14 protein-coding genes are annotated in these 23,994 nt (G+C 46.8%); 1 reads left to right on the top strand and 13 read right to left on the bottom strand.

Features of this window, described 5'->3' with window-relative positions:
- Positions 1-126: 126 nt before the first annotated feature.
- The 8 genes from B147_RS0102770 to B147_RS0102735 are packed head-to-tail and all read right to left on the bottom strand — an operon-like array spanning position 127 to position 13,218.
- Entirely contained in the window at positions 127-3,021 is a 2,895-nt protein-coding gene (locus B147_RS0102770; RefSeq protein WP_020585729.1) for a FapA family protein, read from the bottom strand.
- Positions 3,021-3,749 carry a response regulator gene (locus tag B147_RS0102765; RefSeq protein WP_157237743.1) on the bottom strand — a complete coding sequence of 243 codons (729 nt, stop codon included), beginning with the start codon at positions 3,747-3,749 and terminating at the stop codon, positions 3,021-3,023. The genes B147_RS0102770 and B147_RS0102765 overlap by 1 nt, the downstream gene beginning before the upstream one ends.
- 4 nt (positions 3,750-3,753) lie before the next feature.
- Positions 3,754-4,755 carry a response regulator gene (locus tag B147_RS0102760; protein ID WP_020585727.1) on the bottom strand — a complete coding sequence of 334 codons (1,002 nt, stop codon included), beginning with the start codon at positions 4,753-4,755 and terminating at the stop codon, positions 3,754-3,756.
- A 4-nt stretch (positions 4,756-4,759) separates the two neighbouring features.
- Positions 4,760-6,781, bottom strand: coding sequence for an ATP-binding response regulator (locus tag B147_RS29930; RefSeq protein WP_020585726.1), 2,022 nt, complete (start codon positions 6,779-6,781; stop codon positions 4,760-4,762).
- A gap of 4 nt (positions 6,782-6,785) precedes the next feature.
- Complete coding sequence (locus tag B147_RS0102750) at positions 6,786-7,334, bottom strand: chemotaxis protein CheB (protein WP_020585725.1); 549 nt, start codon at positions 7,332-7,334, stop codon at positions 6,786-6,788.
- On the bottom strand, positions 7,327-8,166 hold the full coding sequence (locus tag B147_RS0102745; RefSeq protein WP_020585724.1) for a CheR family methyltransferase: 840 nt from the start codon (positions 8,164-8,166) through the stop codon (positions 7,327-7,329). The genes B147_RS0102750 and B147_RS0102745 overlap by 8 nt, the downstream gene beginning before the upstream one ends.
- A gap of 15 nt (positions 8,167-8,181) precedes the next feature.
- Positions 8,182-12,093 carry a response regulator gene (locus tag B147_RS27200; protein ID WP_020585723.1) on the bottom strand — a complete coding sequence of 1,304 codons (3,912 nt, stop codon included), beginning with the start codon at positions 12,091-12,093 and terminating at the stop codon, positions 8,182-8,184.
- Positions 12,094-12,108: 15 nt separating this feature from the next.
- Positions 12,109-13,218 (bottom strand): ABC transporter substrate-binding protein, encoded by a 1,110-nt coding sequence (locus tag B147_RS0102735; RefSeq protein ID WP_020585722.1) that lies wholly within the window; start codon positions 13,216-13,218, stop codon positions 12,109-12,111.
- A 276-nt stretch (positions 13,219-13,494) separates the two neighbouring features.
- Here B147_RS0102735 and B147_RS29925 point away from each other — a divergent pair, with 276 nt between their 5' ends.
- The gene (locus tag B147_RS29925; RefSeq protein ID WP_020585720.1) at positions 13,495-16,014 is read left to right on the top strand and encodes a cache domain-containing protein; all 2,520 of its coding nucleotides are present in this window, start codon (positions 13,495-13,497) and stop codon (positions 16,012-16,014) included.
- 5 nt (positions 16,015-16,019) lie between these two features.
- On the opposite strand, the gene B147_RS27190 is transcribed toward B147_RS29925, so the two are convergent.
- From B147_RS27190 to thrS, 5 genes are all read right to left on the bottom strand, one after another.
- A complete protein-coding gene (locus B147_RS27190; protein WP_083927791.1) occupies positions 16,020-18,632 on the bottom strand; it encodes an ATP-binding protein in 2,613 nt (870 codons plus the stop codon).
- Positions 18,625-19,791 carry an ABC transporter substrate-binding protein gene (locus tag B147_RS0102710; protein ID WP_020585717.1) on the bottom strand — a complete coding sequence of 389 codons (1,167 nt, stop codon included), beginning with the start codon at positions 19,789-19,791 and terminating at the stop codon, positions 18,625-18,627. The genes B147_RS27190 and B147_RS0102710 overlap by 8 nt, the downstream gene beginning before the upstream one ends.
- Positions 19,792-20,012: 221 nt before the next feature.
- On the bottom strand, positions 20,013-20,849 hold the full coding sequence (locus B147_RS0102705; protein WP_020585716.1) for an MBL fold metallo-hydrolase: 837 nt from the start codon (positions 20,847-20,849) through the stop codon (positions 20,013-20,015).
- Positions 20,850-20,885: 36 nt separating this feature from the next.
- Positions 20,886-21,959, bottom strand: a complete 1,074-nt coding sequence (locus B147_RS0102700; protein WP_020585715.1) for a class I SAM-dependent methyltransferase — start codon at positions 21,957-21,959, stop codon at positions 20,886-20,888.
- Positions 21,960-22,037: 78 nt separating this feature from the next.
- Positions 22,038-23,951: a threonine--tRNA ligase gene (gene thrS, locus B147_RS0102695; protein WP_020585714.1), complete on the bottom strand. Its 1,914-nt coding sequence runs from the start codon at positions 23,949-23,951 to the stop codon at positions 22,038-22,040.
- Positions 23,952-23,994 lie beyond the last annotated feature (43 nt).

Genomic DNA, 23,994 nt, shown 5'->3' with positions numbered 1-23,994 from the left:
ACAACTAACTGGATTCTTTCTATCTTTGTTGTGGGCCCAAGCCTGGGTGGATAGACCAAGGACGGCCCATGGCCGTTTATATGAAAATTCCAAAAAGCTGCCAAATTTAATTTCCTTAAATTCGGGTTAAAAATTCCGGATTACCATCTCTTTTTCTGTGGATAGGTCGCCGTAGGACTTTTTTATTTCCAATATGTTACATGCGCCTATGCTCTGCTGAATTTTTATGGCACTACTTGGGCCAATTATCCGGGTTCCGGCTTGTATATGTTTGGAGATCTGCACCCTGGGAATTCCGTTATCTTGCTTTTTTAACTGATCAATTTCCGTAATCCTGTTAGTAATTTCAGCCAGGTTATCCATGGCTTTTTGAATACTTTCCTGATGGGCCTCAATTTCAGCCACCAGGCCATCCTGGGTATTGAACAACTCTCTAATGGTCTTTTCAACAGTTTTCAGCTGGAAAACGGTCTCTTTGTATTCCTCTTTTAAACGGGCTTTGGGGTCTTTTGTCATGTGTTGTACCTGTACCTGTGCCTGCAGTTTGGCTGCATTGTTTTTCAGCGTTTCGCAGGAACTGGAATGGAACATAATTTTTTCATGTATGTCATAATTTTTTTCTTCCAATTGTTTCTTTTTGGGGGTCAGTTTTTTGATAAGGTTTTTTGTCTTATTTTCTTTTTTCGTCAATTTGTCTTTTACTTCATTCAGGTAATCGTTACTGCCGGGTTTGAGCAGAGAAGGTTCTGACTTTTCCGTGCCCACCAGTCTCACAAACAGTCCCATTTTTGCACATATGGCAGACGATATGATTCGGCCTTCCTTGTTCAGGAATTGGCCGTTGATGGAAATTGAGGATTCCATGATTTCCCTGGTTACGTTCATATTGCCCAAGGCTCTAATCTTTGATTTATTAATAAATTGGGCGGTTATATTTCCCTGGGCTGAAACCTGTGCATTGATTACCCCTTTTGAAACTTTCAGGTCTCCGGTGGTCGATATTATTCCACCGTTGATTTCACTGACTGTGAGATTGGCGCAGGAAACTTTGAATCCATCCTTGATACTACCGTGAACAAATACATTGCCCTTAAAATCGATATGACCGGTTTCAAAACCCACATCATTTTTAACGACAAGCTCTTGATAAACAGAAATAATACCCCTGCCGTCCAGGCATGGCTCACCTTCGCCGGCCGCGTACAATTCCAGCCCGTCTTCGGAGAGCCTTGTCCCGGTCCCCCCTTTTAACGCCACTTTTTCCAGTGGTTCGAGCCGGATATGCTCTCCGAATATATTGGGGGTTACAGGAACCTCTTCCCAGAGAACTTTTTTTGCAAGAAGCTCTCCTTCTCTTACAAAGGGGATATCGCCCCGGTCTTTAAAATCTATGGTGCCGTCCTCTTTAAAAATCCCCGGGCGCCGGTCATTGGTATTGATAAAATATTCAATTTTACCGTCTGTCTCTGGCTGGGTTATGGGCGTTTGCGCCACGATCCATTTTTCTCCGGCTCCCAGATAGTCACTTAGAAGCTTTGCGATTTGCTCATCCGCTATTATACCGGATACCACCCCTCTTTTTTCCAGCAACGTCTTAACCAATGTTGTGTTAACATCTTTGAGCAACGGTAATTTATTTTTGATCCATGCCGTGGTGCCGTCGTTGGAAACGATCAGTTCAATAGGGATTTCATCCTCGGACAGGTTTATCGTTTCTGATATTTCTTCAGGTTCACACACCACGTCTGTTTCGGCGGCATCTTCAAACATTTTTTGCCAGGTGTGGTGGTCGATCATATTTTTTTCTAAAAGAAGATCCCTTACGGGAACGCATTCTCCATTCCGCTTAAACCGCCTCATCTGCTCTGACAGACAGATTTCCAGGGCCCCGGACGAAATCAGCTTTTGATCAATCAGTTTCCCGGCACCGGATTTATCCAGAATTCTTGCCTGGATAAACCGTCTTTTTACCACAAGGCGGCTGATATCCAACCGGGAGAGTGCTCCTGATGCAGAGAGTATCTCTTCAGGTTCCCTTCGGGAGGGAGGAACACCCTCTTTGGGTGCCATGTGTTCTTTTAATTCCAAAATTTGTTCCGTCTCAAGCAATCCCTCTTTTTGGGCAAGTTCCCAGATATCCGGAACCGTTGTGTACGACTCAATGTCAACGCCGTCACCAAAAGAGGGGTGGATGTTTCTCATTAACGGTATGGCATTTTGGAGTGCGATCCCCAGGATTTGATCAATCAGGTCGTAGTCGGGGGAGGCCATGCCTGAATGAGTGCCGTCTGCGGGAAAAGAGAGGCTGTGCTTTTGGGCCATGCGGCCAAGGATGGTGTCTATTTCCTGGTTGATGATGTCAAATGCCCGGATAATGACGGTTTGATCCTGGATTTGTTTGTCGGAAAAAAAATGGTCCAGCCCCGGCAACGTTTTTTTCATGCTTTCGGCTTTTTCTAATTCGTTCAGCACCTTTTTAATGGTCGCCAGTTGTTTCCTTTTCGCCGCTTCCTGCTTTTTAAATGCTTGTTTTTCCAAGGCCTTTTGTTTGGCTAACCGGTAAAGTTGTGCGTTTTGATTTTTGATAATAATGCTAATTCGTCTTTTTTCATGGATGTTGTTATATATTTCAATTTCAGTGGTCAGCATCGTCAATAAATCAGATTCGTCCCAGGGTTTGGTAATGTACTTATGAATTCCCCCTTGATTAATGGCATCCATGGCAACATCAAAATCATGATAGCCGGTCATCAGTATCCGTCTTGAATCCGGGCAAAGATTCATGACTTTATTAAAAAACGTGTAACCACTGATTCCCGGCATGTGCTGATCCGACAGAATCACGGAAAACGGTTTGTCCGCATTCCGAATGATGGTTAGTCCCTGCTCCGCGTTTAACGCCGTATTTACGTTGGTGAACCCATGGCGGTTTAAACGCCTGCGCAATGATTTTAGAACATTGTGTTCATCATCCACAATCAAAATTGCGGATTCCAGTATGTCTTGGCTTATGGCACTCATCAGCTTTTTCCCGGCATTGTCAAACCGTTTCGAACCGCAATATCCTGAAATTGGATATATACTTCTTCCTTAATCTGGGCGGCAAACCCTGCAAAATTATTTTGAGTCAGGATGTTTTTATTTCTCATGGTTTGCTCAATGCGGTCCAGTGCATTTTTATTTTTTAAATCAGCGTCTTTGAACGCATTCATTTTATCTGTCAACTTTGCGATCTGCCCGTCCAGTCCATCCATGACTTTGTCAAATTTCTGCGTTTCCTGTTTTAACTCTTTATATAGCTCAAACAGCTTGAGATTCTGGGCTTTGGCTTCTTCAAACATGCGTTTGGCCTCAACGTCGGCCTCAAATTGTGCCACAGCATCTAAAACTGCTCGGATGAACGTCTTCCTATCCAGGGGCTTTGGAATGAACCGGTTGATTGCCCCATTATTTATGGCCCGAATCACTGCAGCCAGGTCCGTATATCCTGACATCAGAAACCTCACGGTGTCTGGTGAGATCAGGGCCGCTTTTTCTAAAAAGGCATCCCCTGTCATTCCCGGCATCTTCTGGTCACTGATCACCAGGGCATAGGGGAGGGCGGCCTGGCGCATTTTCAGCAACGCCTGGTCACCGTCAGCCACATACTCTGTTGTGATGTTTTCCTGTTTTAAGAGCTTTTGGATAATGGTGGCGATAGGTTTTTCATCATCCACGATCAGGATCGGATATGTATGTGTTTCACTCAATGGATCACCCGTCAAATTTAAAGTTTTCAGCCATTGTTTTAAGGCAGGCATCCACAACATCCGGATCATAAAACCTGCCTTGTTTGTCTTGGATCTCCGCCAATGCTTTTTCCATGCCGAGTCCCGGCCGGTAGGGCCTGTGTGAAGACATGGCCTCAACCACATCCGCCACTGTTAATATCTTTGTTTCGGGCAGAATATCATCTCCTGAAAGTCCCAAAGGATAGCCTGAACCGTCCAGGCGTTCATGGTGCTGATAAACAATCCGGGCAACGGGCGTGGGAAAATTGATATTTTTAAGAATGTCATACCCCACCTGGGGGTGGGTTTTTATCAGGCTGAATTCGATGTCCGACAGCGTGCTGGGTTTTGACAGGATTTCGGCCGGGATGGCAATTTTCCCTAAATCATGTAGAATCCCGGCCATGCGGATACTGGAGACCTTGGTTTCCCCAAGTCCCATGGATTTGGCGATCTCAATCGCAAGCTGTGCCACCCGTTTCTGATGGCCGGCCGTATACGGGTCTCTTGCATCCACCGTTGAAGACAGACTGTTTATCACCCCGTCTACAATTTCGTTCATCCGCTTCAGGCTTTGTTTGAGTTCCTGATTGGTCTCACGCTCCTTGATCACCCGGTTAAGCCGGATTTGAAATTCTTTAGTGCTGAACGGTTTTTGAATAAAATCTTTGGCCCCCTGTGTGACGGCATTTTCGTAGGACAAGTCTCTAAAGTACCCGGTCATCATAATAACATCTGCCGAGTAGTTTTCTTTGATCTGTTTTGTCAGCTCAATGCCGCCCATTTTAGGCATGGCCAGATCGGTTATCACCACATCCACCACCGTTTCTTCCATCACTGAGATCGCCTCAAGTCCGTTTGACGCAACCAGGCAGTTATACCCTTCCTGCAGAACCAGACGTTGTGCCAGCTTCAGGATACTTTTTTCATCATCCACCACCAGAACGCTTATTTTTTCCTCTGATCTGTTTTTGTTTTCTGTCATGGTGCTACCCCTTTGTGTTTTCATCAAGCACCTTTCTGATGGTATTGATGAAAATCTCCTGTTTAATGGGTTTTTGCACAAAGGCATGCCATAGATGTTTCATTTCTGCGTCCATCACATGCTTATTTTGATATCCGCTGCAGAGCACCACCGGAATATCCGGCCTGATTTCCAATATCTTTTCCGTCAGTTTATCACCGTTCATCCCGGGCATTGTCAGATCCGTCATAACAAGATCGAATATTGCGGGCTTTTCTTTAAACAGATCAAGGGCGTCACAGGGTGTATTGGCGATAATGACGTCATAGCCCGCCTTTTCCAGCATTCGTTTTCCGACTTTCGTGATGGCGGGCTCATCATCTACCAGAAGGATCATTTCGGAACCCTCACTCGGATAAATGGCTTCTTCTGTGTACGGATCAATTTCTTCGCTGTCTGCAATGGGTATGAAGATGGTAAAAATCGTGCCCTGGCCCAAAGCGGTTTTTACCTTGATTGTGCCGCCGATATCCTTGACAATTCCCTGAACCATGGCTAAGCCCATGCCCGTTCCTTCTCCCTGGGCTTTGGTGGTAAAATAGGGTTCAAACATTTTTTCCATCACATGCAGGGCAATGCCGGTACCGGTGTCTGATACTTCGAGCTTGACATAATTACCCGGTTCAGGATTCTGGGTTGAATTTGTATCTTTTTTATCTATTCGTTCGTCCGTTAGGCTTATTTTTAAAATGCCGCCATCGTTTTTCATGGCATGGGCCGAATTGGTGCAAAGGTTCATCAGTACCTGGTGAATCTGGGTGGGATTGGCAAATACAAGGGACGCACTTTGTACCTCTGTTTTAAGGTCAATTGAGGAGGGAATGGTGGAACGGATAAACTTGGCCACCTCTTTAACAATGTAATCCAGGTGAATATACGAGTATTTTTCATCAGATTGCCTGGCAAAGGTTAAAATCTGCCGGACCAGTTCTTTGGCTCTCAGCCCGCAGTTTAAAATTTCTGTCAGGTCATCTTCCATCAAAGAGTCTTTTTCTGCATTTTTCAGTGCCAACTGTGAAAAACCGATAAGGGCAGACAGGATATTGTTGAAGTCATGGGCAATTCCCCCTGCCAGGGTGCCGATGGCCTCCATTTTATGGGCCTGGAGCAACTCTTTTTCAAGCACCTTGCGGCGGGTGATGTCCGTGAATATCGCAATGAATTTCGTATAATTGTCATTGCCTTCAAACACTGGCGTGGTACTGCGGATATAGGTTTTATCAAAAATCTCTATTATCATTTCAGACGGGGACAAGCGCCCTTTTTTGTGTTTTTTAATAGGGCAATCCGGAATAGGGTTCTTTGATCCATGGAAAATATCATGACATTTCGCCCCGATAAGCGCCTTTTTAGGCATTCCGATTTGTTTGACAGCGGAACGGTTTGCCGCGATAATCGTATGATTGTCATCAATCACCACTGCCATATGGCCAATGGCCTCAAAGATTTCCTCCCATTGCTTTTGTGCCTTTCGAACGCTTTGTTCGGCCTTTTTCCGCCGCTCTATCTCTGCCTGCAGTTCCCTGTTTTTGGCCATTAATTCATGGGTTCGCTCTGCGACTTTTTTTTCCAGCGTTTCCTTTGATGCGGCCAGCTCGCTTTTTTGTCTGTCCAGCTCAAGGAAAATATTGACTTTGCTTAACAGGATTCTGGTTTCAAAAGGTTTGACCAGGAAATCCACAGCACCTGCTTCGTATCCTTTAAATACATGGTAATCGCTTGAATAGACGGCGGACATAAAAATGATGGGAATACTGCTGGTTTTCTCTTCGGAACGCAGGAGTTCAGCCAGTTCGTACCCGTCCATTTCAGGCATCTGCACATCCAGGATGGCCAGGGCAAATTCATGGTGCAGACTGGCGATCAGGGCGTCGTTGCCGGTCAGGGCCTCTATGATTTCAGTATCAATCCCTGCCAGCACTCTTTTTAAGCTGAAGATATTCTCCGGCCTATCATCGACAATTAAGATTTTTTGTTTTATTTCCATACCATCACCTCAAAATGTCAAGCAGAGTCGCAGGTTCCAGGAACCGATCCACACATCCGATATTAATGGCTGCCTGGGGCATGGCCGGACATTGGGCTGTGTCCGGTGCCTGGACAACGGTAAGGCCGCCGGATCGCTTTATAGCAGCAAGGCCCAGAGCGCCGTCATTATTCGCCCCGCTCAGCAGGATTCCGGCCAGATGCTCCCCATAAACAAAGGCCGCGGACTCAAACAGAACATCAATGGAGGGACGGGCATAGTTTACCCGATCATCCACCGTCAGAGCAAAGGTTTTATCATGTTCCACCAAAAGGTGGTAATCCGCCGGAGCTATATAAACGCTACTCGGTTTAATGGGATGTTTTTCCCGGGCCTCTTTTACCCGAATGGATGTCCGGCTGTCCATCTGCCTGGCCAGATCCCCCTGATCCGAAGGATGCAGGTGGATGGCGACGACAATGGGCAGGGGATAATCCGGCGGCAGATTGCCCAGCAAAGATATGAGCACTTCTATCGACCCAGCAGATCCGCCAATGACAACGGCTTCAAACATGCTGTCTCCCTGTTTTCTTTTGGAATACCTTGTGTTTCTCGTCCAGGACCACAAATTTGTTCCTGATGTTCGAACAAATGATCGATTCCCGGCGTCCCAGACATAAAAAGCCATTTTCCGCCAGGCTTTCGTAAAATATGTTAAAAACCCGGTTTTGAAGCTTTTCATCAAAGTAAATCAATACGTTTCGGCACATAATCAGCTGTGTTTCGCTGAATACGCCGTCGATGGCCAGGTTGTGGTTGGCAAAGGTTATGGAATCTTTTAAGCACTGCCGCAGTTTCATGGCGCCGTATTCAGCATGATAATATTCTGAAAAAGACCTGCTGCCGCCGGCTGCCTGGTAATTTTTTGTGTAATCTTTGACATCCTTAATATCATAAATCCCTTTCTTGGCAGTATCCAACGCTGTGTCGTTGAAATCGGTGGCATAAATAACGGTGCGTTTTGCCAGATTTTCCTCCTTAAGCAGAATGGCAAGGGAATAGGCTTCCTGTCCGGTGGCACAACCGGCATGCCATATTTTCAGGGACGGATAGCTTCTCAGGTACGGCAGTACCTTATGTCTTAAAAAAAGAAACAGGCCGGGATTCCTGAACATTGTCGTGACTGTAATGGACAATTCCCGCAGCATCTGTTCAAAAAATGAAGGGTCGTGCAGTATTCTGGGGATCAATTCAGAAACGGTACCCAAACCGGCCTGGGTTTGGATATTGTGAATCCGCCGGTGAACAGACGCCCTGGCATACTGGCGGAAGTCGTGTCCATACCGTTGAAAAATGGCCTCAAGGAGCAGGTTGACCTCAAGTTTTTCAAGTTCGGTTGTTTCCATGGATTAAATTGCCTTTTACTCATATAACCAGACCCGCATCATGGACAAGAGGCGGTCAATGTCCACGGGCTTGGTCAGGTAGTCGTTGGCGCCTGCCTCAATGCAGTTTCTTTTGTCCTGCTTCATGGCCTTAGCCGTCAGGGCAATGATGGGCAGGTGGGCGAATTTTGTATCTTTTCGGATTTTTTTTATGGCTTCATACCCATTCATGACCGGCATCATGATGTCCATGAGCACCAAATCAATTTTGGAATTGTTTTTAATCATCTCAAGGGCCTTCTGTCCGTTTTCCGCCTTTAATACAGTCATTTTCCGTTCGGCAAGCACCTTGGCCAGTGCAAACACGTTGCGCATGTCATCGTCCACGATAAGTATGGTTCTGCCGTCAAACATCTGGTCGCTGTTATGGATATCCGTGATGATCTGTTTTTTATCCGCCGGCAGATCCTTTATCATGCGGTGCAGAAACAAAGATGTCTCATCCAAGAGCCGTTCCTCGGATTTTACCCCCTTTATGATAATGGATTCCGAATACCGCCTGAGGATGCCCTCCTCTTCAAAGGAGAGGTCTCGGCCGGTATAGACGATGATGGGCGGAAGAGCGATTTCCTGATCGTTTGTCAGGAATTCAAGCAGTTCAAATCCGGTCATATCCGGCAGGCCGAGATCCAGAATGATGCAATCATAACTCTTTGATTTAACGGCTTCCAGGGCCTTTTTGCCGGATGGGGCGTTATCAATGGCAATGTCCCGCCCGGTTAAAAGCCGTTTGATACTTTTTTGCTGGGTGACATCATCCTCCACAATCAGCAGGTATTTTACCTTTTTGGTGATCACCGCTTCAATCCTGTCCAGGGCCGTTTCCAGACTTTTGGGGGATACCGGTTTGGTCAGGAACCCCGTGGCCCCTTGGTTGAGTACGTTAAATACGGGTTCTTCAACCGACATGAAATGAACCGGGATATGCCGGGTGGCGGCGTTTTCTTTTAAGCTGTGAAAAACCGCCCAACCGTCCATGCCCGGCAGTGTGATATCCAGGATAACCGCTTTGGGAATGTATTGGCGGGCCAGAGATATTCCGTTTTCTCCCGTCGTTGAATATAGACATAAAAATCCGCGTTTGGCACAGAAATCCATTAATGTTTTACCGAAATTGATGTCATCTTCTATGATGAGAACGCTTTTGCTGTCAGGCGTGATTTCATCCCGGTCATCGGGCAGATGTACCCGGGACTCATCCGGGATATCCGGCAGTGTCTCCGCCTTCTTAGTGAGGAAAAGGGGGGCGGATAACTGATGAGCAGTCTGCGTCTTTTTTTCAATAGTTTGTTTTTTCCGATCAAGTCCGGCCGGCAGGTACAAGGTAAACGTGGACCCTTTCCCTTCATCGCTTTGCAGATGAATTTCACCACCCAATAGTTTTGACAGTTCCCTGCATATGGACAGTCCCAGTCCCGTACCGCCGTACTTTCGGGATATTCCGCCGTCTGACTGCTGGAACGCTTCAAATATCAACGCCTGCTTATTTGGGGCAATGCCGATACCCGTATCCCTGACCGACACGGCCAGAATGTTGTTTCCGGTCAGGCCCCGGCTCTGGTAGACCACATCATTTTCGGGCCTGTAAAAGGTGAGGTAAATGCCGCCTTGGGATGTGAATTTAACAGCATTGGCCATCAGGTTTTTCAACACCTGCCTGACCCGTTCAAAATCACTGGAAATTGATGACAGGCAATCGGGATCAACACGGACATCCAGTTCCAGGTTCTTTTCCCTGGCCAGATGGGCGAAGGTGGTTTCAAGATTCCGGGCAAGTTCGGATATCTTGATTTCACAAAAATTCAGGGTCATCTTTCCGGCTTCAATTTTGGACAGGTCAAGGATCTCATTGATCATGTTGAGCAGATCCGAACCGGAAGAAAAGATCACCTGTGCCGACTCAACCTGGTCCTGGGTGAGGTTGCTTTCTTTGTTTTCCGACAATATTTTTGCCAGCAGCAGCAGGCTGTTGAGTGGTGTCCGCAGTTCATGGGACATATTGGCCAGGAACTCGGATTTATATTTGCTGGACAGGGCCAGGTCCTCTGCTTTTTTGGTCAGCTCAGCCTTCATCTGTTCCAGCGCCCGGTTTTTTTCTTCTATCTGAATTCGGTTGCGTTCAAGGAACTGTGTCTTTTCTTCGAGCTCCTCATTGGAGGCCTGCAGCTCCTCCTGCTGCTTTCTAAGCTGGTCTTCGGATGCTGTCAGCTGCTGGGTCTGTTCTTCCAGCTCTTCGTTGGCCGCTCGGAGTTCTTCCTGCTGTTTTTCCAGGATTTGTTTCTGGGTTTTTGTCTCTTCCAGCAGCCTGTTTTGTTCCTGTCTGGAACGTGCCGCGTTCAGCGCGACCCCGATACGGCCAGCCGCTTCCTTTAAGAATTGTTTGTCAATGTTCGTGAAGGTGTTTAAGGTCCCCAGTTCCAGGATGCCTTCCACCTCGTCATTAAATATCAGAGGAATGATGGCCAACTGCCTGGGCGGCATTTCACCTAAGCCCGAACAGACAGTAAAAAAAGCATGGGGCAAGTTTTCCATATACCTGATTTTTTTTTCAGTTGCACATTGTCCGGTGAGCCCCTCTCCAAATCCAAACTGGGCCTGCCCACCCTGGCCGGGGGAAACGGCAAAACCGGCGACCGGTTTAAAACGATTTTCATGGGTACGGATGTACAACAGGCCGATATGGGACCGAACATGCCCGCACAAAAAATTGATCAACTCCCCGCACGAGCGTTCAAATACCTGCTCTTCCCTTAAAATTGCTTCAAGCCTGGAAATTCCCTGTTCAATCCATAATAAGTCCAAGTCCTTTTTTTTTGCCTGTTTGAGGCTGGCTGCCATTTCATTGAACGCCTTTGTCACATTTCCGATTTCATCCGGGGAACCAATGGGGATGGAGACATCAAAATTACCCTTTGAGATCAATGCGACACCGTTCTCAAGTTTATTGATCGGCCGGCTCAGTCTCAATACAAAGTATAAGGAAAGCAAGGCTGACACCAGCACAACCGCCGTTATAGCCATTACCTGCCATTTTAAAATCAAATTGGCCGAGGCCATGGCCTTAGCGGCTGTCTGTTCCACCACCACCAAAAGGCGCGGTTGAGCTGTGACAAAGGCATTGGATACCACCGGCGTGTTATCCCGGTTCATGTGGCGAGCGAGCGTTATGGGCACCTTTTTGCCTTGTACAAATAAGTCGGCAAGGGGGTTATACATCGCCTTTTCCCGGGCAAGGGCGACACTTTTATCCGGATAAAGGACGATTTCTCCCTTTTTATCCAGAACATACAGGTATCCGGCGTTGAGAATATGTTGGTCCGATACGTTTTCGAGCAGTCGGTTCATATTGATTTCCAGGGTCAAAGCAAAGCTGTTTTCTCGGACCTGTGGGTCGACAAAAAACAGATCAACCGGAAGAATCAAAAAACCGTGGCTGGTCCTTGAAATGGGTCGGAGCCGTTGTTTGGTATTTAACGTGTCAAAGGCCGTCTTAATTTCCTGCCGGGTTTCAATATCGCCAGGGGAATAAGTGTCTTCCTTTGTAACTTTTAATAAGGGCGTTCCGGAAGTATTCGTGACCATCATTGAAGAGAGCTGTGGAAAGGATTTGAGCATCAGTTGGAGGCTCCATTCCCGATCATACCGGTTTTGGCCTTCAAACCCGTTATTTTCCATGATAATACGAATGTCCACGATGGTATCATGAATAGCCGCTTCAATGGTAGCGCCTGCCCTTTTTGCCGCTGCAAAATTGGTCTGGGATACGGAGGCCAACAGTGCAGACCGGATTTTGGCAATGGACATAATACCGAATCCACCCAACGGCACCACAGCCATAAGTAAAATGGCCAGGGTTATTTTGACACTGATTTTATTCCACCATTTCATGGATGCCTCTTTTTTTTAAAATTCAATCTCGACGATTTTGTCCGCCATTTTATACATGTTGGGCGGGAGTGTGAGCCCCAGTTTTTTTACCATCCATGTATTAATAATGAATTCGTATTTTTCAGGTGTTTCAATGGGAATGTTCCTGGGGCTTTCACCGTGGACAATTTTATGTGCCAGCCGGGCAGCCTGTTTTCCGTTGAGATACCTGGAACCGGCATATGAGGCAAAGGCGCCTTTTTCTATGTATGCCATGCCATACCCGAATACCGGAATTTTTTGTTCCATGGCCCTTGGCAGGATGATCTCCTTGAGGGCTCCGTCAATGACGGCCACCGGATTTAAAAGGATCACATCCACATTCTCCCGAAAGATCATCTGCGCTGTGCTGCGGATATCATAAACGGTTTCCACTTTTTTTACGACAAGTTCCAGGCCGAGTTCTTTTGCTTTTTTTCGGGCGATTTTGATGGATTCCACAGAGGCGACGTTGGAGGGCATATGAAAGCAGAATATTTTACGGGCACCGGGCAGAATCCGTTTAATGAACCACATTCGCTTGGCTGTAATATTGGTGTCATTCGTCTCTATGCCGGTGATATTTTTGTCCGGAGCCGTCATGTTTGAGGACAGCCCCCTGTCAATGGATGAGGAGACCGCAAGAAACACCACGGGGATGTCCGTCCCCCTGGTGGCGACTAACAGGGCATCTGCTTCAATCCCCCCTGCAGCCACGGCAATATTCGGCTTAGCCTCAATAATTTCGTTGGCAAGTGTCGGCAGCTTGTGCTTTTGATTGTCGGCATTTAAAATAGTATACGTGAATTTTTCAGTACAAGTGTTTGCAAAATATGTCATGCCGTCTTTAAAACCGTTTACCGAGTTTTGGCGGGTGTCGTTGGCCATGAGGATGCCTATTGTGATCTGCTTTTTTGCTGCCGCAGGTATGGGATGCCCTGCAATGATAAAAAAAAGTATACCGGCCAGAAGCAGGGCAAGCATCCCTCTGCTACCCGGATGAATACGATTTTTTCGTTTTTTAAATGTCTTTCTTTCCGTGACGCCGAGAATGAGATGGTCGTCAATATTCAAATAGCCGATTCCAAGGATTGGTTTATTGTCCATATCCACCACAAATGTTAAGAAAAAAATAAATTATAACGAGTTACGATGTATAAAAGTTTACACCAACGAAGACGATCTTTCAAAATTTTTTTTATTTCTACTATTTTTGGAACGATTGATCATGCCGGGATATATTTTTCTGCCAAATCTTAACTTGGTAATGGTTGAAAATACCTGGCACTCTGACAGAAAAAAATGGTATCTGTAATACAGATCATTCTTGCCGAAACATTATCCGGAGAGCAAATGTTACAATCCTTGCGATCAAGAATACTGATGATAGTCGTGTTTATTGTTGTTTCAACTGTTACCGGTATCATCTATTGTGTTCAAAAAGAAACATTAAAAACCCTGTCCGAGCTTCAGGAAGAAAACGCAAGAAATATATTGAACACGGTTGTGCTGAGTGTCGAAAATGAATACGAGAGTCTGCTTTTTCATAAAAAGAATCTACTTGAAACCCGGAAAAACGAAAGAAAAAACGTTGTCACAATGGCTATTGGAGCGATCCATCAGTTCTACGATAAATTTAGCCAGGGTATTTTGACCCAGGAAGAGGCGAAGAAGCAAGCCATCGCTATAATCCGGGATATGAGGTATGACAAGGGTGTGGGGTATCTGTGGATTAATGACACTGGACGCCCGATACCCAGGATGATCATGCATCCGACTATCCCTGGGCTGGACAATACCATTCTTGACGATCCAAAATTCAATTGCGCGCTGGGGATTAAACAGAACCTTTTCCAGGCATTTGTGGATATCTGTCTTGCCAAGGGGCAGGGATATGTCGATTACCTGTGGCCCAAACCCACCGAAAACGGCCTGACTGAAGATCAGCCCAAAATTTCTTATGTCGCACTTTTCAAACCATGGGACTGGGTTATCGGAACCGGGGTTTATATTGAAGACATTGAACTCGACGCCCGGAAAAGGCTGGATGCCATCGTCTCTGAACTCCGGCAGACATTTTCAAAGGTTCGCCTGGCCAAAAGCGGCTACATGTTTATTTTCACCGGGGACAATCAAGTCGTGGTCCACCCTACCGTTACCGGGCCTGACGGTAGCGTCCTGATCAATCCTTCCACGGGGAATCCTCTATTCAAAGATTTAATGACGGCGTCCCAAACACCTGAAAAGGCGTATGAATATATCTGGGACAAACCAGGGCATAGAGGGGAATTCAAATTTTTAAAACGGGCCTACATTGAATACTTCCCCCCATTTGACTGGTATATTGCAAGCTCCGTTTATGTGAATGAAATCGAAAGTGCATCCCAGGGCTTGATAAAAACCATTTTCTTTTTGTCAATCATCTTTCTTGTACTCTCCATTATTTTATCCGTACTTCTTTCAAAAACCCTGACAAATCCTTTAAGGAAATTGATGGTTGCCGCTGAAGGCATTGAAAAGGGCGGAATATCATCCGGTGACATCCCCATCACCGGGACAAGGGAAATCAAGGCATTGGGAAAAATACTGAATAAAATGATTCATTCCATCAGCAAATCCATTAATGAAAAGGAAAATCTGCTGACCGCCCTGCAACAAGCCCATGGTGAACTCGAAAAGCGTGTCAGTGAACGGACGATGGATCTTGAAACCGCCAATGCGGAACTGCAGATAGCCAAGTACGAAGCCGAAGCTGCCAACCAGGCTAAATCAGAATTCCTGGCCAACATGAGCCACGAGATCCGGACACCCATGAACGCCATCCTTGGTATGATGCACCTGGCACTGCAGACCGATCTGGATGATAAACAAAAAAATTATATTGAAAAGGCACACTACTCAGCAGAAAATCTCCTTGTCATTCTCAATGAAATCCTTGATTTTTCAAAAATTGATGCCGGAAAGGTGGAAATGGAAAATATAGATTTCCAACTCAAAGAGGTCATCGACAACATGGTTAACACGATCAATTTCGGCGCCCAAAAAAAGGATGTTAAAGTTGTGGTAAAGATTGAGCGTGATGTCCCCAAAGCCCTGAATGGTGACCTCCATCGACTAAGCCAGGTATTGATCAATCTTGGTGGCAATGCCGTAAAATTCAGTAATGAAGGGGACATGGTATCCCTTAAAATAAGCATGAAGGAACAAGACGAAACAACAGCTGTTTTGCAATTTTCAGTTCAAGATACAGGCATTGGTATGTCTGTCGAACAACAAAAGAAATTATTCCGGCCATTCACCCAGGCAGATGGCTCAACGACCCGCCAATATGGTGGAACCGGGCTTGGCTTAATGATCTCAAAAAAAATCGTTCAACTGATGGATGGTAAGATTTGGGTGGAGAGTGTAAAGGATGTCGGCAGTACTTTTTCCTTTACGGTCCGTCTTGGCAAACAGGTTGAGCACTCGGACAAAATAGATTCATCTGCTGCAATAAATGAAAGGACCGTTAGTCAGGCACTGGCAAAAATTCGCGGCAGCAGGATTCTTCTTGTCGAGGATAATGAAATCAACCAGGAACTGGCTACGGAACTTTTAACCCATAATGATATTCTGGTTGAAACGGCGAATGATGGCCTGGAAGCACTCAACATGTTGGCAGATCAAAATTTTGACGGTGTTCTGATGGACTGTCAGATGCCGGTAATGGACGGATATGAGGCAACCCGGAAAATCCGTGAACAGAAAAAATTCAAAGACTTACCCGTCATTGCCATGACGGCCAATGCCATGGTGGGTGATCGGGAAAAGGCGTTGGATGCCGGAATGAACGATCATATCGCTAAACCGATAGATCCGGATGAGATGTATAAAACAATGGCGAAATGGATTTCAGCGAAGTAATAATATTAGCTTAATGTAGATGCAAATTCCTGCAAATCCTTTTCAGCCTGCTCAAACTCATAATCCTTAATCGTCTGCATTATTTGTTCAAATGATCCGCGATGCGCTGTGTTCTGGAAAAAAGGAATAAGCTTTCCGGCCACCTCAATTGATTTCGTATCGTTTTCACCCAGGAAGTATCCGAGTTCGGCCAGCAGGGGTTTAATACGATTGAATTCAACAATATCATCCGCATCTGATTTTTCGGCAGAGGAGCTTTTCTGCAGGGTCTGCAGCCCGGCAAGCACAGGTTTTAATTCGGCAGAAACGTCATTAAGCAAGGCCTCCACATTCCCAGCAGCCTCCTTGACGGCAACCTCAAGGGCAGATGCGCAGGTGAACAGGTCCGTCATCCCAAGGTTACCGGCCACGCCTTTCAATGTATGCGCAGCAATTTCTGCAGTCTGGGTGTCATCGCTTTCCCAAGCATTCTTAAAGGTTTCGATGAAATTTGCCTGCTTGTCGAGGAACTTTAAGAGCAGCTTACGGTACAATTTGACATTGTTCTGCGTTATGTTCAAACCGGCCTTGGTATTGATGCCTGGAATATTTGGCAGGCCAGGCTCTACATCCTTTTTAAGGGGATTCTCATCATTCTTTGTAGTCGGTTCAGCAGAAACTATCCATCTGGCCATGGTCATGAACATTTTATCTACATTGAGCGGTTTGGAAATATAATCATTCATGCCCGCATCAAGGCTTTTTTGACGGTCCCCGACCATGGCATGGGCCGTCATGGCGATGACGGGCAGTTTTTCAAACTCAGGGTTTTGCCGTATTTTTTTAGTGGCGGTATAGCCGTCCATTACCGGCATCTGACAGTCCATTAAAACGCCGTCATAGTGCTTCTGGCCAAGACGTTCCAGGGCTTGCTGCCCGTCAAAGGCGCAATCTACCTGGATGCCGTTATTCATTAAAAGTTCCATGGCCAGTTCCTGGTTTATTTCATTGTCTTCAACCAGAAGCACCCTGGTGCCGCGCAGTTTATTTATTGCATCTGTCACCTTTCCAGGGCTGTTGGGTTTCTGCTTTTCAAGACGGAAACACACCGGCTGCTCTTCCTGTTTGCCGAGCAGTACCGTGAAATAAAAGGTGCTCCCGGCCCCAGGTTCACTTTCAACCCACATCCTGCCCCCCATCATCCGCACCAGTTGTATGCAAATGGATAGTCCCAAGCCTGTTCCGCCGTATTTCCGTGTAATGGAGGTGTCTGCCTGGCTGAAAGGCTGAAACAGATTTCGCCGCTCTTCCCCGCTCATTCCGATGCCGGAATCCTTCACTGAAAACCGTAATTTGACCTGATTGTCTTTGTCTCTCGTTTCCTCCATGGAAACCGAAACAACAATTTCTCCTCCCCTGTCCGTGAATTTAACCGCATTATTACACAGATTCAACAGGATCTGGCCCAATCTCATGGGGTCGCCTATTAACGCTATAGGAATTTGGGGCGTGATATTATACATCATTTCCAGCCCCTTCTTGCCGGCTCTGATACCGATGATATTCAACAGGTTGAGCATCACATCCTCCAGGGAAAAATCGATGTTTTCCAAGTTCATTTTTCCGGACTCAATTTTGGAAAAATCAAGGATGTCGTTGAGGATGCCCAGCAAGGACTCTGCCGACCGGTGCACCTTGGAAATGTAATTGCGTGTCTTTTCGTCCAGATCCATCTGCAGGGCCAGACTGGACATGCCGATGATAGCATTCATAGGCGTTCGGATTTCGTGGCTCATGTTGGCCAGGAATTCACTTTTGGCTTTATTGGCTGATTCTGCTTTTTCAGCCATTTCCTGAATTTCACTTGTCCGTTTTTCAACCCGATATTCCAGTAACTGATTTGCGTCCCAAAGTTCCTGCTGTGAACGGCTGAGCTGTTGCGTAATGTATTTAATATTGGACAGAATAAACCTGACAAAAATAAAAATCAGTGCAAAGCCGAGAACAAAAATGGGCAATACAATGAAAATCAGGTGGTTAAAATGTTGCCGCATAAACTGAGTGCTTTGTTGGATACCGGCTACCTCGGATTCAATCAGATCATTGAGGATGTCGATGGCACTGATGATAACCGGCCGAATCTGCTGAGAGAGCAGATTCGGTATCTCTGTCTTGTTGTCTGTTTTTATTGCATCCACCAACTCGTTTATCCGTTGTTGAACCGTCTCAAAGATTTTTTCTCCTTCGTCAAGCAAATGCGCCTTTGCGGCATGGTTAATCTGGTTGTGAAGATGCTTTTCAGATTCAAGAATCAAACGATACGACTGCCACTCTTTTTTTACCAGGTTTTGGGCAAGCTCAAGGATCTCCTTTGCATCATCGCCAGAGACATGGCCACTGAGCATCTCATCAATCGTATCAAGGGTGTTTATGGTGTAGATGTTTTTCATCTCATTCAGGTGCAGGATAGGATTCACATGCAGATCATACATATCCTGGAACAGGTTTTTGGAAAAAAATACATATCCCCCAAATCCTGCGGCAGACGAAAAAATCAGGACCCCGATCCCAATGAAAAGGAAGCGGCTCTGAACAGATACGTCTGATGATCGAAGGTATGATAGTGCACGATTAATCATTGGTCACCCACACTTCTTCAAGCTGTTGAAAATTGCCATCGTGGTAGTTCGTAATGAAAACCCGTTCCAAAGCCTGTCTGTCGTCGGGTGCAATCGTTATTTCGAATCCGTCCAAAGCCTTCCTGTCAAGCTGTTCAAAGGCCGCCATAAAGTTTTTCCGGGTAAGGTCCTGCCCTGCCTTTTCCAAGGCCTTGACAACCAGTTTGGCCGCAAGGAATCCTTCAAATGAAACAAACCCGTAAGGATCATCGGGATAATACGCTTTATATATTTTCCGATACTCCTGGGCCGCCTCATTTTTATTGTCCCACGGGAGCGGTACGACCTGTGAAATCAAAACATTTTCTGTCTGCCCCTCAAGGGCCCGGATCAGATCATCACTTCCCACAAATGAAATATTACAAAATACGGTAGCGTCCATTCCGCTCTTTTTGGCCGACTTGATAAACTCGGTACACGGTTTATAGGCACCAATCATAATCACCGCCTCGGGTTCTGATAGTTTGATCGTCTGCAGGGCATTTCGATAGGACAAGGTGTTTCTTCGATAGCGGCCTTCAGCAGCAATTTTCAGGCCGCGCTTTTCCAGTGCGCGTCTTACACCTTCCCGGCCGGCTTTACCATAACTGTCATTCTGGTAGAAAACAGCAATTTTATCGATATGATACGTTAACCTCAAATATTCTACCAGCGCTTCAGTTTCAGCATAATAGCTGTTGCGCAGGTTGACAATCAACGGACTGGGTGGGTTTCGTAGAAATTCAGCGCCGGTAAAAGGCATAAGGAAAGGAACATGATATTTTTGTGCCTCAGGCAATGCAGCCTTGGACGTGGGGGTCCCCACTTCGCCAAACATTGCGAAAACATGCTGCCGGGTTATCAGTTCAATGGTGTTTTTCCTGGCATAATCCGGCTCGTAAAAATCATCGTACGTAATCAAGCGGATGGTTCGCCCATGTACACCGCCTTGACCGTTAATAAATGAAAAACAGGCAGTTGCTCCTTTCATCATTTGCCGGCCAAGCTGGGCTGCCGGACCGCTGAGTGCACAGCTCTGTCCCAAAACGATTTGTTTACCGACAATATCGTTGCTTTTTAGGGTATACAGCCAGAAAAGAACGCCGATCAGTGCAAAGGAGACAAAATAATATTTTTTCAATGGATTGCCTCTTAATTTTTTAGAAATTATCTACATTGTACCTGACGAAGCCGGATATCCATAGAATTTTTTCTATCAGTTTTTTATAAGAAAGTCTGTGTAAGCGATACATATCTTTCAACATTCGTTGTGGGCTGAGTCTGGGTCTCGATAGACCAGATCAGCCCATGGCTGTTATATCAGGATGCCTGCAAAGAATTTTATTGTTGATTTCGGATAATTCAGATTTCAAGCCGGGTGCCGGTGGCAAACACATGAATAGGGCGTCCCATTTTTTGGGACATGTAAGCCGGCGCATCAGGGCCTGTACAGTGGCCGGTATAATAGGTTGTGCCGGCATAAGATGACAGTTCATTGACCAGGATGTCCAGGCGGCTGTCTGCTTCAGTGACTCGGGTTACCCGGTTATACAGGTGAAATCCGCCGATGACATGGTCAATATGATTCCGGCCTGTACGGGTAAGGACCGTATCAATCATATTCCCCATACCCGAGTGGGCGCACCCGGTGAACAGCACCGTGGTGCCAGCCTCCTCAATCAGCAGGGCCAGTTCATGGGTGAACTCATCGTCAACAAGTTGGCCGTCTTTGTTCTGCCTGAAAAGACCTGCATTGTTCTTGGGGATGAAACCCTTTTTTGAGAAGTCCGTGATAATGGTTAAATCCTCGGACAAGGCCAGGTCCGAATCAATAAACCGGCAACGGCTTTGGTCAATGGCATCTGTGTCAAGGCCGATGTATTTGGGATCATAATTGAGATACTGGGCATAGTATTTTTCATCAAAGGCCTTTTGGGTCATGATGGTTTCAGCGGTTGAATTGATTTTTTGAAAGTATGGAAGACCGCCGCCATGGTCATAGTGCCCGTGGGAGAGTACCGACAGGTCTGTTTTCGTCAGATCCACACCAAGATGCCGGGCATTGTCTGCAAATTTGCTGTCCTGGCCCATATCAAAGAGAATGGACCGGTCGCGTGTGCGGATAAAAAAACTTAAACCGTGGTCAGGGGCCAGTTGCGGGTCCGTAGTGTTGTTTTCAAGCAAACAGGTGATTTTCATGGCGTATTGCTCCCTTTTTTTTAGATACAGGTTCAATTACGGGGCGCATAAAAAATGCAGATTAAAAGAATCATTGGGAATCTCTTCAGCGCAAACCTTTGAAAAGCCCGCTTCTCTGAGCAGATCCATGGCCTGCTGTTTGCCCCACATCATGCCAAGTCCCGAGCCGTTGTCGTTGAGGCCGATGGGCATGCAGTGCATCAGGCTTACCGTATACAAAAACGGTCCCATGGGATGATTTGTATTGTCCTTGATGTTCGTTGATGCCTTAATATCGATCATGGAAAAAAGGCCTTCATCACGCAACATGTATTTCACTCCTTTTAATGCGTCCAAGGGATGGGACTGGTCGTGGACGGCGTCAAAGGCGCATACATAATCAAAGTGCCGGCTGAATTCTGGCGTATCACAGATTTTAGCGGCATCCTGGTTTATGAATTCGATATTGGACAAGCCAAATGATTTGGATAAAGCCCGGGCCTGTTCAAGCGCCTTTTCATGGTTGTCCATGCCGACAAATTCAGAGTTTGGGTAGGCCTGGGCCATCAGACAGGCCGCCACGCCCTGACCGCAGCCCAGATCACAGACCCGGATCCCTTGCTGCAGTCTCTTTTCCAGCCGACCCTGGTCAACATAGGGAATAAATTCCTGGATTAATACCTTTCGGTGCTTGGCATCGGCCAGCTCTGACATGAACTCCTGAAAATCCGGATAATTGGAAAAGGGAACCCCCTGGCCTGTTTGAAAGCCTTGTTTTACAGCCGCCATGGCACAGGAGGTCAGCAACGGAATTTCCTGGGTGTAAACCCCCAAATTATTGTTCCCGGCCCTTCTGCACAAAAGCTCGCCATGGGAAGAAGGCAGAAAAAAGGTGTCATCTGTGTCAGGCTTTTCCGTCATCTCGATAATGCCGCCGGTGACCATGATCCCCAGCCACTCCTTGAGATATCGTGCGTCCAGGCCTGTTGCCTTGGAAAGTTCCCCAAGGCTCAGGGCACAGCCTTTTTCATCCATGACATCAAAGATTTTAAGGGCGTAGCCTATCCCCAAGGCAAGGTTCAGGGAACCGTAATTGAGAATCCGTACCAGTTTATCGGAAAAATCAGCCATGATTTGTCTCCTGGTCTACCTGAGAAAAAAGGGCGGCCACAAACCGGACCGCCCCTGAAACTTGATCTTGCCTGAATATTAAAGGGCGATCTCTTCTAATATCCGATCTTTGATATGGGCACACACCTTGGTCAAAAACTCTTTGTGGGTTATTCCCATTTTGACCTTGCCGTCCAGGGTGCGCACGGACAGGACCTTGTCTTCCTTTTCCTTATCACCAATGGTGATGATCAAAGGAATGTAGTTCAGCTGGGCTTCCCTGATTTTTTTCTTTAATGTTTCGCTGCGTTCATCCACCTCGCAGCGGATGCCATGGACCTCCAGCAGATGCCGGATCTCTTTGGCATAGGGGGCCAGGTCCTGGGTGATGGGCAGGACAACGGCCTGGACCGGGGCCAGCCACAGGGGAAATTTGCCTGCGAAATGCTCCACAAGGATGCCGAAGAACCGCTCCATGGAACCATAGATCACCCGGTGGATCATAATGGGCCGGTGCTTTTCATTGTCTGCGCCTTTGTAGGTCAGGTCAAAGCGTTCCGGCAACGCCATGTCCAGCTGGATCGTGCCGCATTGCCAGGTCCTGCCCAAAGCATCCTTGATATGGATGTCTATTTTGGGACCGTAAAATGCACCATCCCCTTCATTGATCATGAATTCCGTGCCATAGGCCTCCATGGCATTGCGCAGACCGTTGGTGGCGGTTTCCCATTGTTCATCCGTGCCGATTGATTTTTCAGGCCGTGTGGACAACTCCAGATGAAAGGATAGCCCAAACCGCGCATAGACCCGTTCAGCCAGTTTCAAAACGCCCAACACTTCGTCCTGGATCTGGTCCGGGGTCATGAAAATATGGGCATCATCCTGGTGAAAGGCCCGGACCCGGAACAATCCTGACAACGCACCTGACAATTCATGGCGGTGCACCAGCCCAATCTCTCCGGCACGGTGGGGCAGATCTTTATAAGAGTGGGATTTTGTTTTGAAAAGAATCATGCCGCCGGGGCAGTTCATGGGCTTGATAGCGTATTCCTCGTCATCAATGGTGGAAGTGTACATGTTTTCGCGGTAGTTTGCCCAGTGGCCGCTTTGTTCCCAGAGTTTTCGGGTCATCATCACAGGGGTTTTGGTCTCCACATACCCGTCTTTTTTGTGCTCCATGCGCCAGTAATCCAACAACGCATTCCACATGGCAATGCCCTTGGCGTGGAAAAAGGGCATGCCCGGTGCTTCGTCATGGAAAGAGTACAGGTCCAGGCGGGTACCAAGTTTTCTGTGGTCCCGCTTTTTGGCTTCCTCGATCATGGTCAGATAGGCATTGAGCTTCTTTTTGTCAAAAAAGGAGATGCCGTACAGACGCTGGAGCTGCTCCCTGGACTGGTCCGCCCGCCAGTAGGCGCCGGAAGTTTTGAGAAGTTTAACACCTTTGATCATGCCGGTATTGGGGATATGGGGGCCGCGGCACAGGTCAACGAATTTGCCGTTCTGGTACAAAGAGATCTCTTCGCCTTCGGGCAGTTCATTGATCAGTTCCACCTTAAAGGGGTTGTCGGCAAACAGATCAAGTGCTTCCTGACGCGTGACCACTTTGCGTTCAAAACCGGCCTTGGCCTTGATGATTTTTTTCATCTCAGCCTCGATTTTTTCAAGGTCTGCCTCGCTCACCGGGTCCATGTCGATATCATAATAAAATCCGTCTTCCACCACCGGGCCGATGGTCAGTTTGGCGTCCGGATAAAGGTTAAGCACGGCTTCGGCCATGACATGGGCCGAAGAGTGACGCAGGATATCCAGGCCTTGATCGTCTTTCGCTGTGATAAAGCTTACTGCACTGTCCTTTTCAATGACCGAGCCTAAATCGAGAGCTTGACCGTCTATTTCCATAGCCACGCAGTTTCGGGCAAATCCTTCGGAAATGCTTTTTGCCACATCCATGCCTGTGGGCGGTTCGTTAAATTCTTTGACTGCATTATCCGGGAAAGTTATTTGAATCATTTTTTTACTTCCTGTTTATATATCATGCCCCGACCTTGCCCTA

Origin of the sequence: Desulfobacter curvatus DSM 3379, assembly GCF_000373985.1 — a bacterium.
In the GTDB taxonomy this organism is placed as follows: Bacteria; Desulfobacterota; Desulfobacteria; order Desulfobacterales; family Desulfobacteraceae; genus Desulfobacter; species Desulfobacter curvatus.
This window is presented reverse-complemented; position numbering and strand designations above follow the sequence as displayed.